This window comes from Neptunomonas sp. CHC150 (assembly GCF_030397555.1).
GTDB lineage: Bacteria > Pseudomonadota > Gammaproteobacteria > Pseudomonadales > Balneatricaceae > Neptunomonas > Neptunomonas phycophila.
Map to the genome: position 1 here is coordinate 41,862 of NZ_JAPNXU010000009.1, position 15,595 is coordinate 57,456.

At 44.9% G+C, this 15,595-nt stretch carries 17 protein-coding genes; 10 read left to right on the top strand and 7 right to left on the bottom strand.

Translation table 11 applies throughout. The annotated features are described in order from the left end of the window. Positions 1–3 precede the first annotated feature (3 nt). Together OW491_RS10985 and OW491_RS10990 are read right to left on the bottom strand one after the other, a co-directional pair. Positions 4–1,155 (bottom strand): GGDEF domain-containing protein, encoded by a 1,152-nt coding sequence (locus OW491_RS10985; protein WP_290035993.1) that lies wholly within the window; start codon positions 1,153–1,155, stop codon positions 4–6. Between the two features lie 157 nt (positions 1,156–1,312). After that, positions 1,313–1,618, bottom strand: coding sequence for an MGMT family protein (locus OW491_RS10990; RefSeq protein ID WP_290036145.1), 306 nt, complete (start codon positions 1,616–1,618; stop codon positions 1,313–1,315). Between the two features lie 153 nt (positions 1,619–1,771). Between OW491_RS10990 and OW491_RS10995 the strand changes: the two genes are divergently transcribed. After that, the gene (locus tag OW491_RS10995) at positions 1,772–2,386 is read left to right on the top strand and encodes a flavin reductase family protein (protein ID WP_075171922.1); all 615 of its coding nucleotides are present in this window, start codon (positions 1,772–1,774) and stop codon (positions 2,384–2,386) included. Between the two features lie 26 nt (positions 2,387–2,412). On the opposite strand, the gene OW491_RS11000 is transcribed toward OW491_RS10995, so the two are convergent. Next, positions 2,413–3,570, bottom strand: coding sequence for a GNAT family N-acetyltransferase (locus OW491_RS11000; RefSeq protein ID WP_290035995.1), 1,158 nt, complete (start codon positions 3,568–3,570; stop codon positions 2,413–2,415). 186 nt (positions 3,571–3,756) lie between these two features. On the opposite strand from OW491_RS11000, the gene OW491_RS11005 reads away from it, so the two are divergent. The 6 genes from OW491_RS11005 to mtgA all read left to right on the top strand — a co-directional run bounded on the left by OW491_RS11005 (position 3,757) and on the right by mtgA (position 9,134). Continuing rightward, positions 3,757–4,200, top strand: coding sequence for an HIT domain-containing protein (locus OW491_RS11005; RefSeq protein ID WP_290035996.1), 444 nt, complete (start codon positions 3,757–3,759; stop codon positions 4,198–4,200). A 158-nt stretch (positions 4,201–4,358) separates the two neighbouring features. Next, positions 4,359–6,128 carry an aspartate--tRNA ligase gene (gene aspS, locus OW491_RS11010; RefSeq protein ID WP_178968574.1) on the top strand — a complete coding sequence of 590 codons (1,770 nt, stop codon included), beginning with the start codon at positions 4,359–4,361 and terminating at the stop codon, positions 6,126–6,128. Positions 6,129–6,264: 136 nt separating this feature from the next. Further along, positions 6,265–7,011, top strand: coding sequence for a YebC/PmpR family DNA-binding transcriptional regulator (locus OW491_RS11015; RefSeq protein ID WP_075171926.1), 747 nt, complete (start codon positions 6,265–6,267; stop codon positions 7,009–7,011). A gap of 125 nt (positions 7,012–7,136) precedes the next feature. Then, entirely contained in the window at positions 7,137–7,652 is a 516-nt protein-coding gene (gene ruvC, locus OW491_RS11020; protein WP_290035999.1) for a crossover junction endodeoxyribonuclease RuvC, read from the top strand. A gap of 54 nt (positions 7,653–7,706) precedes the next feature. Continuing rightward, the gene (locus OW491_RS11025; protein WP_075173449.1) at positions 7,707–8,381 is read left to right on the top strand and encodes a trimeric intracellular cation channel family protein; all 675 of its coding nucleotides are present in this window, start codon (positions 7,707–7,709) and stop codon (positions 8,379–8,381) included. A gap of 27 nt (positions 8,382–8,408) precedes the next feature. Beyond that, complete coding sequence (mtgA, locus tag OW491_RS11030; RefSeq protein WP_290036001.1) at positions 8,409–9,134, top strand: monofunctional biosynthetic peptidoglycan transglycosylase; 726 nt, start codon at positions 8,409–8,411, stop codon at positions 9,132–9,134. Positions 9,135–9,174: 40 nt separating this feature from the next. Here the strand turns inward: mtgA and OW491_RS11035 are convergent, their stop codons facing one another. From OW491_RS11035 to OW491_RS11045, 3 genes are all read right to left on the bottom strand, one after another. Beyond that, on the bottom strand, positions 9,175–10,206 hold the full coding sequence (locus OW491_RS11035; protein WP_290036002.1) for a LacI family DNA-binding transcriptional regulator: 1,032 nt from the start codon (positions 10,204–10,206) through the stop codon (positions 9,175–9,177). Between the two features lie 2 nt (positions 10,207–10,208). Further along, on the bottom strand, positions 10,209–10,412 hold the full coding sequence (locus tag OW491_RS11040) for a hypothetical protein (protein ID WP_075173451.1): 204 nt from the start codon (positions 10,410–10,412) through the stop codon (positions 10,209–10,211). A gap of 124 nt (positions 10,413–10,536) precedes the next feature. Beyond that, positions 10,537–11,469, bottom strand: a complete 933-nt coding sequence (locus OW491_RS11045; RefSeq protein WP_290036004.1) for a sugar ABC transporter substrate-binding protein — start codon at positions 11,467–11,469, stop codon at positions 10,537–10,539. Between the two features lie 750 nt (positions 11,470–12,219). Here OW491_RS11045 and OW491_RS11050 point away from each other — a divergent pair. From OW491_RS11050 to iolB, 3 genes are read left to right on the top strand one after another with little or no spacing between them, the layout of a single operon-like run. After that, complete coding sequence (locus OW491_RS11050; RefSeq protein ID WP_075171930.1) at positions 12,220–13,059, top strand: MurR/RpiR family transcriptional regulator; 840 nt, start codon at positions 12,220–12,222, stop codon at positions 13,057–13,059. 38 nt (positions 13,060–13,097) lie between these two features. Next, positions 13,098–14,084: an inositol 2-dehydrogenase gene (iolG, locus tag OW491_RS11055; protein ID WP_341217955.1), complete on the top strand. Its 987-nt coding sequence runs from the start codon at positions 13,098–13,100 to the stop codon at positions 14,082–14,084. A gap of 11 nt (positions 14,085–14,095) precedes the next feature. Further along, positions 14,096–14,920 (top strand): 5-deoxy-glucuronate isomerase, encoded by an 825-nt coding sequence (gene iolB, locus OW491_RS11060; protein ID WP_075180019.1) that lies wholly within the window; start codon positions 14,096–14,098, stop codon positions 14,918–14,920. Positions 14,921–14,995: 75 nt separating this feature from the next. On the opposite strand, the gene OW491_RS11065 is transcribed toward iolB, so the two are convergent. Then, positions 14,996–15,298, bottom strand: coding sequence for a SemiSWEET transporter (locus tag OW491_RS11065; protein ID WP_075180018.1), 303 nt, complete (start codon positions 15,296–15,298; stop codon positions 14,996–14,998). Positions 15,299–15,595: the final 297 nt, after the last annotated feature.

The window sequence follows — 15,595 nt, forward strand, 5'->3', positions numbered from 1 at the left end:
TTGCTAACCGTTCACTGATTGATCGATTGATTCGTTTTCGCGCCGCACTGCCTTCAACGCGTGGCTATAGACTCTGTTGCGACCGCTTCTTTTCGCTTCATATAATGCGAAGTCTGCTTGTTTAAGTAATAACTCAGATTGGTACCGCAGCGCTTTATCATCACGCTTCTCAATGACTAGCGCCGGAGCAAAGGTGGATGTGCCAATTGACGCCGTGAGACGGAAGGGAGAGCCTTCTATATCTCTTATAATAAGAGCTTCAACGGCTTGTCTTAGGTTTTCGGCAACGCAGACTGCTTCTTTTTCAGAACATGATGGCAGGAGTACGGCAAACTCCTCTCCACCATAGCGAGAGATTAGGTCGGTTTTGCGGAATTGCTCTTTCAGCAAGTTTCCTAACGTACGCAAGGCTCTGTCACCTGTTTGATGCCCATAGTTGTCATTGATGGTTTTAAAATGATCTATATCGACGAATAGGCAGCTTAGTTGTTCTTGTGTGCGATGCGCACGATTGATTTCACGTGCTATGTCATGACTAAAAGCGCGGCGGTTGTGGACACCGGTCAAAGGATCAATAGTGCTCAGGCGCTGTAGGCTTTCTTGGTTAATGCAGTTCTCTATACAAACCGAAATAACCGAGCACAGGTGCGATAAGTAGTCATACCGATAGTCAATACTGTAGCGGTCAGAATCCTGTGCGCCTAAATGTAAACTGCCTATTAAACAATCCTGACGAATCAAAGGTAACATGGCGGCACTAAGAACAAACGGATTGTCAGGGAAGAGTAGCTTCCTCAACCCCGTACTTAATTCGCCAGCTTGTAGTTCACTATTGGGGTAAAGCTCGTTAAGTTCGTCTTGGTGCTTAAATAAAGTCAGTGCTTTGGAATGAGCGGCGGGAATACCGATTAGTAAATCTTTGGCTAGTTCGTCGGGGTCAAAAAGATAGAGTGTGACAGCGGATAGCTTAAATGTGTGTTTAAAATCGGTCAGTAGTAGTGCAATGAGGTCTGATAACTTATTACAAGCAAGTAACTTGAGCTCAACATCAAAGAAGCGCTTGAGAATAGTCTCATTATGCTCGATACGACGGACTGTCATGCGAATAGTTCGCTGCAGCTCTTCGTTTTGTTTCTGAAGCGTCTTTCTTTCCATTACACTCGTTCGTTTACGGTCATGTGGATGACTTTATTATCGGCTCACGCATAAATAGCTTAAGTGCTATATGGCTAAGCTGTCGCTTTATATAGACTTAATTTTTAAGTGTGTTTCACCCTGGCTCCCTAAAAGGTTGAACAGTAGCTTATCAGGGCTAGGTTTCAATTAAATAGGTCGTTAGGTTGATGCGTTTGCCAGTAAAGTATACACCTTCTTCTTGTAGTCGAGCTTTTTGCGTTAGGTAGCGAGGGGAAGCTACCTCAAATGATAACTTTCCTTGTGCATTAATAACCCGATGCCATGGAAGTGTGGAGTCTTCGGGGAGTTTAGATAGTATACGCCCGACCGCGCGGGCTCGTTTGGGGTGCCCCGCTAGTTTTGCAATACTGCCGTAAGTCGCTACTTTTCCGGGAGGAATACTACCAACTGCTGTCCAAACCGCTGTATCAAAATCAATCATCACTGATGCATCCTGCTGAGACTCACGTATTTTATAAACCCATGGTAAAGCATCTTTATTGAAAATGACTATTGCGCGGTGTGGTTGGTGTATTTTTATCGGTATTATTCGGTTTCACTACAACGTTTATGATTAAGTATAGGGGAATGGTGCATGTTATTAGATTTTTCGACGCTGAGTAAAAGTGCGGTCTACCACACATTAACACAGGTCGTCATTCCTCGGCCTGTAGCTTGGGTGTTGTCTGAGCATGAAAATGGAGAATTAAATTTAGCCCCGTTTTCTTATTTCGCGCCTGTGTGCAGTGAGCCACCGTTAATTATGATCTCTGTAGGGTATAAACCTGACGGTACGCCGAAGGATACATGTGTCAACATCCAAGAGCGCGGACATTTTGTCGTTCATATTGCGAGTTCAGACCTAGCTGGTGTGATGACGCAAACATCGGCTGTTTTGCCGGCGGGTGAGTCGGAAGTATCAAAAAGTGGCCTTGAAACCACTGACTTTGAAGGCTTTAGTTTGCCACGAGTGCTTGGTCCTAGCGTCGCTATGGCTTGCACGTGTTATAAGATCGACACAATTGGGCCCGGTAATCAGAATTTGATTTTTGGACAAGTAGAGCGTGTTTGGGTTGATGATCAGGTTGTTGAAGTCAGCGATTCAGGGCGCATCAATATTGGCGCAAAAGCCATTGACCCGCTGGGCCGCATGGGAGGAGGAGAGTACAGTACTTTGGGGGAGGTTATCGATATTCCTCGTCCTAAGTAATAAGCCCTTTACTCTTCTGAGCAGCTTTACCCAAGCTGCTCATCGGCTTTAAAAGGAAGTAGGGTTGCTAAGTCAGACATTCGTTCCTCCATGAGTTCAGCTTCCTCCGTCGTAAATCTGTGTACTGCTTCTTTAAAGCCTGGGTGAGCAATGTAATGAGCTGACCATGTTTTGATAGGCTCAAAACCCCGCTGTATTTTATGTTCTCCTTGGGCGCCCGGGTCAAACCGTTGCAAGCCATGTTCAATACAATAGTCGATACCCGTGTAATAGCAGGTTTCAAAATGTAAGCTGTCAAAGTCGTCCAAACTACCCCAGTAGCGCCCATACAGCGTATGGCTGTCTTTAAAACACAGGGCGCACGCCACGTGTTGTTGGTCAAGCGACGCGATAAACAATACGAGGCTCTCGGGCATGGAGTTGATGATTTTTTCAAAGAATTCAAGGTTGAGATAACCTTGTTGCCCGCGCTTAAGGTAAGTGAGTTGGTAGCAGTGAAAGAAGGTGCGTAAAAGCTCAGGGGTAATTGCTTCGCCTTCGTATGTACTTAGGCGGATCCCCTGTTCGGTTACTTTGCGGCGCTCGCGCTTAACGTTTTTTCGTTTGCGAGAGCTAAATGTCGCTAAAAAGTCATCAAACGTCTTAAAATCACGATTAAACCAATGATACTGAGTGCCTAAACGACTAATAAAGGTATCGGTGGGCAGTGCTGTGTGGCTTGCTTGCGTAAAGAAAAGTCCATGCCACGACGATAAACCCTGCTCGTTACAAATGTGAGGAATAATCTCGCTAAGCAAAGGCCCCGCCAGTGCCATGAGTGTCTCGGTAGCAAGTTGGCTTAGTATGCGAGGGCCTGTTACCGGTGAAAAAGGGATGGCTGTTAATAGCTTTGGATAATAATCGATTCCGTTTTGATGATAGGCATCAGCCCAGCCCCAGTCAAAAACATACTCTCCGTAAGAGTGGCTTTTCTGGTACATGGGCATCACCGCGATACGTTGATCACCATCAAAGATGCTTAAATGCATAGGGAGCCAGCCGGTTTTGGCTGATACCACGCCGCTACTCTCAAGAGCGGCTAAAAAAGCATAACGGGTAAACGGGTGATCATCACCGGCAAGCGCATCCCATTGTGCCTCTCCGATTGATGCTATGTTGTGGGATAATTCAACTCGGTAACTCATGGCTTGGTGGTATAATCTCGTAAAATATAATTAATACAGATAGTTAGTCGTGTAAGTTGATGAGAGTTAACGCATCTAATAAACGATTAGTGACTGATGTAATATGTTCTTTAGCCTACTTAGTTTGCTTGCCCGTACGGTATATCTAAGTATTGTGTCTCAGTAATATACTGATGGAGATCTAAAATGGATTCCCTTGAACTTGATTTTTCGCTCGATGTTCGTCTAGACAATGATTGTATTACGTTGGGTGATTTCCCTTTATGTCGTCTATTGCTGATGAACGATAGCCAGTATCCATGGTTAATTTTAGTGCCACGTCGTGCCGGAGCAACTGAGATCTATCATCTGTCAAAAGAAGATCAGCAGCAACTGATGATTGAATCTTCTGAGGTGTCGGAAACACTGGCGGATGCTTTCGGTGCACGAAAAATTAATATGGGTATGTTGGGCAACATTGTATCGCAATTGCACGTTCATCATATTGTACGCCAAGAGTCTGATCCGGCTTGGCCGGGACCTGTATGGGGCAAGGTGCCTGCTATTCCTTATACAGCGGAGCAGCTTGAAGAGGTAGGCGAGAAAGTTAAGTCTATGCTGAGCGGGGAAGTTGCTTTCACAACCCCGTAAAATTAGGTTGTGCAGCCGCTGTATCGTTAGTGTAATTCAGGTATAATTCGCGGCTTTATTGAGCCTCGATTTCATAGATGCTCTGCTTATTACCGCAATTGCATGTTTTTGGTGTCGTTAGCAGAGTATCCGGTACAGAAGAATAGGAACCATTGATTATGCGCAGCCATTATTGCGGCGACCTGAGAAAAGAACACATTGGTGAAGAAATTACCCTATCTGGGTGGGTTCACCGTCGTCGAGACCACGGTGGAGTTATCTTCCTAGACGTACGCGATCGTCAGGGGATTGCTCAGGTGGTATTTGATCCCGATCGTGAAGAAAGCTTTGCTCTGGCTGATAGTGTTCGTAATGAATATGTTATCGAAGTTAAAGGTTTGGTGCGTAATCGCCCAGAAGGTACAACTAATTCGGATATGCCAACAGGCGAGATCGAAGTGCTGGGCAAAGAATTAGTGATCCTGAATAAAGCAGAAACTCCGCCTTTCCAACTGGATGACCACCAGAATGTCAGTGAAGATGTTCGCTTGCGTAACCGCTTTATCGATTTGCGTCGCCCGGATATGCAAAACAAACTGCGTTTCCGCTCAAAAGTTACGTCTGAAATACGTCGCTTTTTGGACGATAATGGTTTCCTAGATATCGAAACACCTATCCTGACCCGCGCTACTCCAGAGGGTGCTCGCGATTACTTAGTACCTAGCCGTACGCATGAAGGGCATTTCTTTGCTTTGCCTCAGTCGCCTCAATTGTTTAAGCAATTGCTGATGGTGTCAGGGTTTGATCGCTACTATCAAGTGGCTAAATGCTTCCGTGATGAAGATCTGCGTGCTGACCGTCAGCCAGAATTTACTCAGATCGATATTGAAACATCCTTCATGGATGAAGAGCAGATCATGGGCATGACCGAATCAATGATTCGTAAACTGTTCAGTGAGCTTAAAGGCGTCGATCTAGGTGAGTTTCCACGGATGAGCTATGAAGAGGCAATGCGCCGCTTCGGTTCTGATAAGCCAGATTTGCGTATCCCGCTTGAATTAGTTGATGTAGCAGACTTGCTACAGAATATAGAATTTAAAGTGTTTGCTGGACCGGCTAAAGATCCAAACGGTCGAGTGACGGCGCTAAAAGTACCCGGTGGTGCTTCCCTCACGCGTAAAATCATCGATGAATACACTAAATACGTGAGTATCTACGGAGCGAAAGGCTTGGCGTGGATTAAAGTTAACGAGCTTGAAAACGGCGCGAATGGCCTGCAATCACCTATCGTTAAGTTCTTGGGTGACGACATTGCAATGCAAGTTGTTGAGCGCGTTGGTGCCCAAAATGGTGATATCATTTTCTTTGGTGCCGATTCTGCGAAGATCGTCAGCGAAGCATTAGGTGCGCTACGTATCAAAGTGGGCATCGATATGAACTTGCTTGAAAAAGAGTGGGCTCCATTGTGGGTTGTTGATTTCCCAATGTTTGAAACTAACAAAGATGGTTCCGTTTCAGCATTACACCACCCATTTACTGCACCAAGCTGTTCACCAGAAGAGCTAGAAGCTAATCCGCTAACTGCATTATCACGAGCATACGACATGGTGCTCAACGGTACTGAGTTAGGGGGTGGTTCTGTGCGTATCCATGATCAAGAGATGCAGAAGACCGTTTTCCGTGTATTGGGCATTACTGACGAAGAAGCGGAAGAGAAGTTTGGCTTCTTACTCAACGCTCTTAAATACGGTGCGCCTCCACATGGTGGTTTAGCATTTGGTTTAGACCGCTTGATTATGTTGATGACAGGCACAGAGTCAATCCGCGAAGTAATTGCGTTCCCTAAAACGCAATCAGCGGCTTGTTTGTTGACTGATGCTCCGGGAGTAGTAGGCAATACTCAGTTGCGTGAGTTGAATATCAAGTTACGTAAAAAAGACGAAGTTTAAATTTCCCTTAAGCTTTAGACTAAACCCGCTTTATAGCTTGTGCGCAGCATAACCTGTGAAGTGGGTTCCTTTCCCTTTATGTACTATCTATTGTAAACGTACAGTTACTCGATAAAACTAAGTTAGAGGTCATCCTATGGCAGGCCATTCTAAGTGGGCAAACATCAAGCATCGCAAAGCTGGTCAAGACGCTAAGCGAGGCAAAATTTTTACCAAACTCATCCGTGAACTTGTTGTTGCAGCTAAAGAGGGCGGCGGTAACCCTGCTGATAATCCTCGTTTGAGGGCTGCTATCGACAAATCTCTCGGCGCTAACATGAAGCGCGACACTATTGATAAAGCTATCCTTCGTGGTGCTGGTGGTGCGGAAGGTGAAAATTACGATGAGCTGACCTATGAAGGTTATGGATCTGGTGGTGTCGCTATTCTAGTTGAAACCATGACCGATAATGTGAACCGCACGGTTTCACAGGTTAGAGCTGCGTTTTCCAAGCATGGTGGTAACTTGGGGACGAACGGATCTGTTTCGTATCTTTTCGAGAAAAAAGGGCAGATTAGTTTTGATGAAGGCGCCGATGAAGACGCTATCATGGAGGCGGCTTTAGAGTTAGGTGCAGATGATGTTGTGACTAACGAGGACACTAGTATTGATGTGTTTACGTCTACAGCCGACTTTATGGATGTAAAAGAAGGGTTAAGTAAAGCGGGCTTAGAACCTGTGCATGCAGAAATAGCGATGATCCCATCGACAACAGCTGATCTTGATGTGGAAGGTGGTCGTAAGATTTTGCGCTTACTGGATGTGCTCGAAGATTTAGATGACGTGCAAAATGTTTATCATAATGCATCGATTCCCGAAGCCTCTATGGAAGATGAGGCCTAAGCAGCCTTTACCCATCACGGGATAGGTTGATAGTGCTTGTTTCCTTCCTGATAGTTTAAGCCGAGTAGTTCTCGGCTTTTTTTGTTAACGGCACTCATAACACGGTTTATCATCAAGGCTATTGTATGATCATTTTAGGTATCGATCCTGGCTCCCGCATAACAGGCTTTGGTGTGATTAACTCTGTTGGTTCGCGTAATGAATATGTTGCCAGCGGCTGTATAAAAATCTCGGGTGACGAGCTGCCAGATAGGTTGAATCAAGTGTTTGACGGCGTAAATGAAATTATACGAACGTATTGCCCTCAAGAAATGGCAATTGAGCAAGTTTTCATGGCAAAGAATGCTGATTCGGCGTTAAAGCTTGGTCAAGCTCGCGGCGTAGCCATTGTTGCTGGAACACAAAATCAACTTCCCGTTTATGAGTATGCGGCTCGGTTAGTAAAGCAAGCTGTGGTAGGGAAGGGCTCAGCTGATAAAACTCAAGTCCAGCACATGGTCATGCAAATTTTAAAACTTCCAGGTTTACCGCAAGCCGATGCGGCTGATGGTTTGGCAATCGCTTTATGTCATGCTCATACGCGTGTTGGCCTTGTTAAAATGGCGGGGGCCAAAGGTCACCGCCAAGGGCGTTACCGCTAACGTCTGCTATCCGCTACCCTCTAAAGCAACCTGCTTAAATATGAATATATGATTATGATAAATACTGTGGATTACAATTTACTGATAGGCATTGCAGAAATAGTGGGAACGGCTGTGTTTGCCATTACCGGCGCTATTGCCGCACAGGGTAAACGTTTAGATATTTTTGGTGTAGTTGTCTTAGCTATTGTGGCCGCTGTAGGAGGTGGGACAGTGCGGGATGTCATTTTGGATGCTTCTCCCGTATTTTGGGTAGCCAATAATACCTCTTTATATGTCGCGATAGTTTCGGCAATCGTAGCCTTTATCGCTTGCCGCTATTTGAGTTATCCACGACGTCTAATGCTGATTTTAGATGCCGCTGGCTTGGCCTTGTTTGTCGTGCTTGGAGCCGAGAAAGCGCATTCTCTTGGTATGTCTCCGTTGATTATCGTTGTGATGGGTTGTATTACCGGCTGTGCTGGAGGCTTGATTCGCGATATTTTAACGCGCGAGATTCCACTCATATTACATGCAGAGCTTTATGCAACATGCGCCATTATTGGTGCAAGTTATTATGTGTTACTAGCTGATCACCTTGAGCATAACTTATTAGCCTTGAGTGCTATGTTGATTATCTTTGTGTTACGTTTAGCGGCAATCTTTGGTGATCTGAGTTTGCCAAAATTTGTAATGGCTGGGCATAAGTTAGAAACACCGGAAGAGGCGCGTGATCATTCAATACGCTAATGCCAGTATTTCACACAGGTGATATGAGTGAAGGGAATTAAACGGATTTTAGGCCGCATAATACGTAAATTAGTTCGTTACGTGTGCTTCACTGTTGCGGCGGTTTTACTTTTTTTTGCCTTAATGATTGGCTTATTTCGTTATCTAGATCCGCCTACCAGTGCATTTATACTCAGTGAAAAAGTGACACTGGAAGGGGTTAACACTCAGCAGACGTGGGTTGATCTGGATGACATATCCTCTTGGATGCCTTTAGCTGTTATCGCTAGCGAAGATCAGAAGTTTCTACAACACTGGGGCTTAGATACACATGCCATAGCAGAAGCGATTAGTGATTACCGCCAAGGTGATGGCTTACGCGGTGCGAGCACGATATCGCAGCAAACGGCTAAAAACTTGTTTTTATGGAATGGGCGCCAGCTCATCAGAAAGGTATTTGAGGCTGGTCTGACCTTAGGGCTTGAGGCGGTTTGGCCTAAATGGCGGATTATGGAAGTGTATTTAAACATAGCTGAGTTTGGGAAAGGCATTTATGGTGTAGAGGCTGCTAGCCAGCACTATTTTGGAATACCAGCTAAACGACTTAACCAAGCTCAGGCTGCGCGATTGGCAGCCGTTCTGCCTAGCCCTAAGCGTTATAGCGTAAGCAACCCTTCCAGTTATGTTTTGCAGCGTGTGCGCTGGATCGAGCGTCAAATGCGCCAGCTAGGAGGCGTCGCTTATGTCGCACCTATTATGGAGCAAAAGCAATAATTACCAGAACAATGTATTTTAAATACGGCTGTGCCCGGCGCTAGATATTTTCTTGCATGTAGATTTCAGCGGGCACTAGCACCGGTGCAAATCTAGGCTCAGATCGATTGCTCATTGCTTTACTAAACATCTGGATTGTTTGGTGTGCTAATTTGTCGATTGGCGTCGAAAGCACAAGATCGACATAGCCATCGGTGAGGGCTTGGCGTGTTTCAGGCATGAGCTCGTTACAGACCACCACTAAGCCTTTTCCGCGAGGCTCCGCGCGCAAGCTTCGCAGCATCCCCTTAACACCACCGCCAGCACTATATATGCCCACTAAATTTGGATGATCGGCCAGCAATTGAGCTGTGGCTTCTGCGGCTAAGCGTTCATCATCTAGATTGATAATAGAGGGTAAAACAGTAAAGCCTTGGTTTATTTCTCTAAAATAGCTAATAAAGCTAATTTCTGCGATTTCCTGATTATGGTAACGATGAGTGCCTAATAATATGCCAATCTCGCCCGGCTGTTTGGTTAGCCGCGATAAGGCCCAGGCTGCACTGCGACCAGCTTTACGGTTATCTAATCCAATGTGGCTTGTGCAGTTGTGGTTAGATAATTCAGATAAAAGTGTAATGACGGGCTTGCCCGAGGCTCTGATCTCATCAATTTTCTGATTAATAATCGAGTGGTCTATGGTGACAATCGCAATTGCATCAGCGGTTTGATTGGCCAATGAGAGCTGTTCATTGATAAATGAAGGGCTAACTTCATCCATAAAGATTATGTCAGCTTCCCAGTGAAAAAGTCGTTCTTCGCTGATCGCTTGTTTGAAAGCTTGTCCGAACGCTTGATAAAAGAAATCATTGCTTCGCTGCAATAAAATAGCTAGTCGTTTATGAGGGCGGGTAGCTTGATAGCGTTGTTTTAGCAAACCGGCGGCGTGGTAGCCAATGTCTTCTGCCGCCATTAACACGCGTTGCGCGGTCGCTTCTCTTACGCGCGAACGGCTGTTGAGTACACGGTCTACAGTGGCAGCGCTAACGCCTGCCGCTTTTGCTAAATCATGAATGGTTGGGCGTTTGGACATGTTTATGAATCAGAAGTATTTTCAGCTTCTGGGTCTTTGTAATTATAGAAAAGTACCCACACACAGTAGGCTGTGACTCCTGAGGCTATAATTCCCCAAAAAGGTTGCCCTGTTAACCACTCGACCGCCGCCCATGCAACACAGAAGAGAGTAACTGCAACACGACGCCACATAGGCCGAAAAAAAATTAGATCGTTATCTCGCATATTGCCTCTCGGTTTGATCGGAACATATTGAAAGCTCGTACGCACATAAGCTTGGGTAGCCACCATAAGTGTAACAGCCTAGGTGCACGATCGCACCGTAGGCTGCGGTTGAACTATGGTTGAACTATGGTTGATAGTTTGCCAGGTTGCTGGGTACGACCAGCTCAAAAGGGATCCAAATTTGTTTTTCAACAGGCTCACTCGCTGCTAAATTAACCGCTTTTTCGATAGCGACTTCACCTTGTCGAGTTGCATTCTGAAACACGGTTATGTCTAGGTCACCGGCTTTCATTGCAGCTAGGCCATCCGGCGTGGCATCTATGCCGGCAATAACAATATCATCCATGTCACGGCCGCTTGCTTTTAAAGCTTGAATAGCACCAATAGCCATTTCATCATTGTTGGAAATAACCGCATCAAATTCGATACCCGCTGTTAGCCAGTTAGTCATTAAATCGTGTGCATCAGTACGCGACCAGTTGGCTACCTGTTTTTCGGTGATCGTAATGCCATTGCACTCAGGTCTTTGAAGTACTTGCATGATATCTTCAGTTCGAGTGTGAGCCGCATGGTTGGACAATGGCCCCATGATGACAACCGCTTGGCCTTTGCCGTTAAGTAAGCGGCAGACTTCCTCGGTTTGCATAGTGCCTGAGTCCAGTTCATTAGAGCCTACAAATGTCATCCCATCTGGGAGGCTGTTAAGGTCTGCCGGTGGATGGTTAATATATATCAGTGGAACATTAGACTCAGCAGCCATATTGGTAATCGCGCTGGTGGAATCTCCATCGACGGCATTTACTATAATGACATCAACACCGCTGGCTATAAAACTTTGAACTTGATTCAGCTGTCGGCCGATATCTAAATTCGCATCTTCAATCTGCAAATCGATGTCAGGTAATTGCGCTGCCTTGCTTTTCATCCCATTAAGCAAAATGGTAAGAAACGGATTGTCGAACGATGTCATGGTAATGCCGATTTGGGTGTCAGCCATCGTGCTGCAGGATAAGCTGATTGCTGTTACAGCGAGTCCTTTTTTAAACCAGTTATTCATATTCTTCTCCTTGGTTTTAATAACGGCGCGGGTTCTCCTCAGCGTAAAGTTACCCGGCTCCGTTTTTTACGGTCTCATACAATACGTAATGGTTGTAGTGTGCTCATTGGGCCTTCCGTACCAAGCGGAAAAGCAGTAGATGCATTTTTACAGGCTTTAACATGAGCTGTGCCCACGTAGCTTTTGCTCTGTAACTAGAGTTAAGGAAACCTATATTGAGTTTTTTAATGAGAGTCATGGAGCAAATCCGATTGTGCTTGTTGTTATTTTTTTGGGGCTGCTCTCGAGGGCAAGCCAGTCTAATTTAGAATTTTTATTCTTTGTTTGCAATCTTTGGAAAATAAATTTTATTAATTGGAGAGTCTTCTCTCTTGTTTGTTGGGGGCTAGTAGATAGGTTAGGTAAGCCTGCATGGGCATCGCTTACGATTAGCTTAGTTTTTATGGATTAAATTAATCTTGACATTAGGTTTTAAAAATAAGATTCTGGAAAAAATATTCCAAAAAATTAAAAATAGAATTTATTTTTTATGTGATGACTAGGTTTAAAAAATAACAGGTAAGTGTTGCTGTTGTGGCTATGTTAGTTAGATTGCTCGGGCATAAGTGAAGCGTCGGGAAGAGAGCTTCAAGGCTGTTTACCCCATAAGCTTATACAGTTGTTGCTCTTATTTTTAGAAAATTTGTTCTATTAGAGTATGATATGTCTACTATAAGTAATAAATAAAATTAGTAGAAAAGCGAGCGAACTATGCTAGATAAGGCCCCAGGATCGTTGTCTGATCTTAAAACAGCGATCACTGAACAGCATCCGAAACTGAGCAAGCGTTTACGTCAAGTTGCAGAGTACTTGCTGGAACACCCGAATGAAATTGCATTTGGAACCGTAGCGGTTATTTCAAAGAATGCAGGTGTTCATCCATCAACATTAGTGCGCTTTGCTAATGCCTTTGGTTACAGCGGCTTTAGCGAGATGCAACGCTTGTTTCAGCAACAATTAATAGAAGAGGCTCCGAGCTATCAAGAGCGGGTAAGAATTGCTCGTGAGGAGCTGGGGGACGAGGGAGATGATACTCCGGTTCAATTGTTGGGGCATTTTGTTGATGCCAATGCACGTGCATTACAACATTTAGCGGATATCACACCTTCAGAAGACCTTGATCGCGCCATTGATATATTAGCCAACGCACAATCAACGCATATCGTTGGTGTGAGGCGCGCTTTTGTTGTGGCCAGTTATATCTCGTATGCATTGCGTCATATTGATCGTAAAGCCTACTTGATCGATGGCGTAGGTGGCATGTATCGGGAACAAGCGGGAACGCTGTCGCACGAAGATGCTTTGATCGCTATTAGTTTTCACCCCTATGCGGCTGAAACTCAGGATGTAGCAAAAGCAGCTGTCGAGAAAGGTGTTCCCTTAATTGTAATTACCGATAGTGAAATCAGCCCGTTAGCCTCAGAGGCGTCGGTGTGTTTTGTCGTGAAAGAAGCCAATGTGCATTCATTCCGTTCGCTATCGTCATCTTTATGTTTAGCGCAAACCTTATCAATAGGGTTGGCATATAAGCTTGATAAGCAGCAGGCGTAACGGTTTTTCCAAGCGCCTGCGTAAAGGAGAATAAAAAAATGATAAACCTTTGTGTATTTGGTGCAGGCCGAATTGGCTCTATTCATACCGATAATGTGGCATTAAATCCTGATGTAAGTATTCGTTATGTTGTGGATGCTTTTCCTGAAACGGCTAAAAAGTTAGCGGATAAATACGGTGCTAAGGTTGTTAGTACAGAAGAGGCGCTAGCTGACCCTGAGCTGCACGGTGTGATCATTGCCAGCTCTACTAATACCCATGCCGATTTAATCGAAGCGTCGGCACGTGCGGGCAAAGCTATTTTTTGTGAAAAGCCCATTGATTTGGACATTAAGCGTGTTCGTGAGTGTCTCGAAACCGTGGAGAAAGCCGGTGTAATTTGTTGTATTGGTTTTAATCGCCGTAGTGATCCACAGTTTGCAGCCATTAAAGAAGCTATCAAGAATGGCAGTATTGGTGAGCTTGAAATGCTGTCACTAACGAGCCGCGATCCATCACCGCCACCGGTAGAGTATATAAAAGTTTCGGGTGGTTTATTCCGTGACATGATGATCCATGATTTGGATGTCGCACGTTGGTTGCTTGATGAAGAACCCGTAGAAGTATTTGCAACCGCCAGTTGTTTAGTCGATCCCGAAATTGGGAAAGCAGGTGATGTAGATAGTGCGCTGGTTACTTTAAAAACCGCCAGCGGTAAGTTGTGCCAAATTAGTTGTAGCCGTCGCGCTGCTTATGGATACGATCAGCGAGTCGAGGCACATGGTTCTAAAGGTATGGCGCAGATCACTAACCAGCTTGAGTCAAATTTGATTTTGTCAGGGGATAACGGTGTGGTTGCTCAAAAACCACAACATTTCTTTTTAGAGCGCTACGAAGCGGCTTATCGTATCGAGCTTAATAATTTTGTGGACTGCATTAACGGCAAGGCTCAACCAGTGGCGAATACACATGATGGTGTTCAATCTATCGTGCTTGCGGATGCGGCGCTGGCGTCATTAGAAACCGGCAAAGCGGTTATCTTATAAGCGAGGTATTTATGTCACGACTTCTCTCAAAAGCCACCCAGCCTGATGCCGATGGTTGTATCCAGCGTGTTACACCGGAAAAAGCTGGATGGCAGTATGTTACCTTTGAAGCGTACCAATTATCTAAAGGCGAGACGCTAAGTTTACCCACGCTAGATAAAGAAGTGTGTCTAGTGTTGGTAACAGGAAAGGCGAACGTAAAAACAAAAACTGATGAGTTTTTAGATATCGGCGAACGTATGAGTGTCTTTCAGCAACAAGCGCCTTACGCCGTTTATGTGCCTAACGACGATCAGTTCAGTGTAACAGCTACAACTGACCTAGAGTTGGCCGTCTGCAAGGCTCCGGGTTTTGGTAATTATCCAACGCGTCTGATTACACCTGATATGTGTAGCTATGAAACACGTGGTATCGGTACAAATCAGCGGCATGTCTGCAATATTCTGTTTGGTAATCTGCCAGCGGATAGTTTGCTTGTATGTGAGGTCATTACGCCGGATGGCAATTGGTCGAGTTACCCGCCACATAAGCATGATACCGATAATGCGCCGCATGAAACGCATCTAGAGGAAACCTATTATCACCGCATAAACCCTGAAAGTGGTTTTGTTTTTCAGCGGGTGTATACCGATGATCGCAGCATTGATGAAACAATGAGTGTGGAAAATCATGGCGTAGTCATGGTACCTAGAGGTTACCATCCTGTTGGTGCACCACATGGTTATGATTCTTATTACTTAAATGTCATGGCAGGACCTTCTCGTAATTGGATCTTTCATAACGACCCTGATCACGAATGGATTATTGAAGCGGACAAAGAAAAAGCTGCCAGTTGAGCGCTCGAATAACAGCTAAAAAAAAGCCCTGATATCAGGGCTTTTTTTATGAGCGTTGGGAGCAGTGCACATGAATTAAGCGTTAGGTGCAAGATCCATTGTGGTGACCTGAGTTGGCTTTTTCAGGCGTTTGTAAATGGTTAGGCCTAAAACGGATGCCGCGAGTATTAACGTAATCAAGTTAGCTAGGATCATTGGAAGATCCTGAACAATCAAGCCATAGACCAGCCACATCGATACACCAAAAGTAAAGATTGAATACATGTGTAAAGAAATACCATCGACATTACCCGTACGAATGATTTGAATCACTTGAGGGATGAATGCTGCGGTGGTGCAGCAAGCTGCAATCAGGCCGATCAGTGTTGTTTGTTCCATGTGAATACCTCTATTGTGCGTGGCACAAAAGACTCCCCGAGCTTCAGTCGGATCGTACGTTAATTGTCTAAAAACTTCAGGGTCAGACACCTAGGATAAGGTGCTGTGAGGTCGTTAATTATTAAAGCGAATTGTAGTGTCGCTTTGGTAGGTGCGCAATATACATTGTATAAATAATGCACGATTTATTTTGAAGAGTCAGAGGGCATAGATGAGTAAATCTAAACAGTCGGTAAAGAATGGATAATTGACGCCTCAATCCAGTAATTACAGAGGGTTAAGGCATCAAAAATGGTG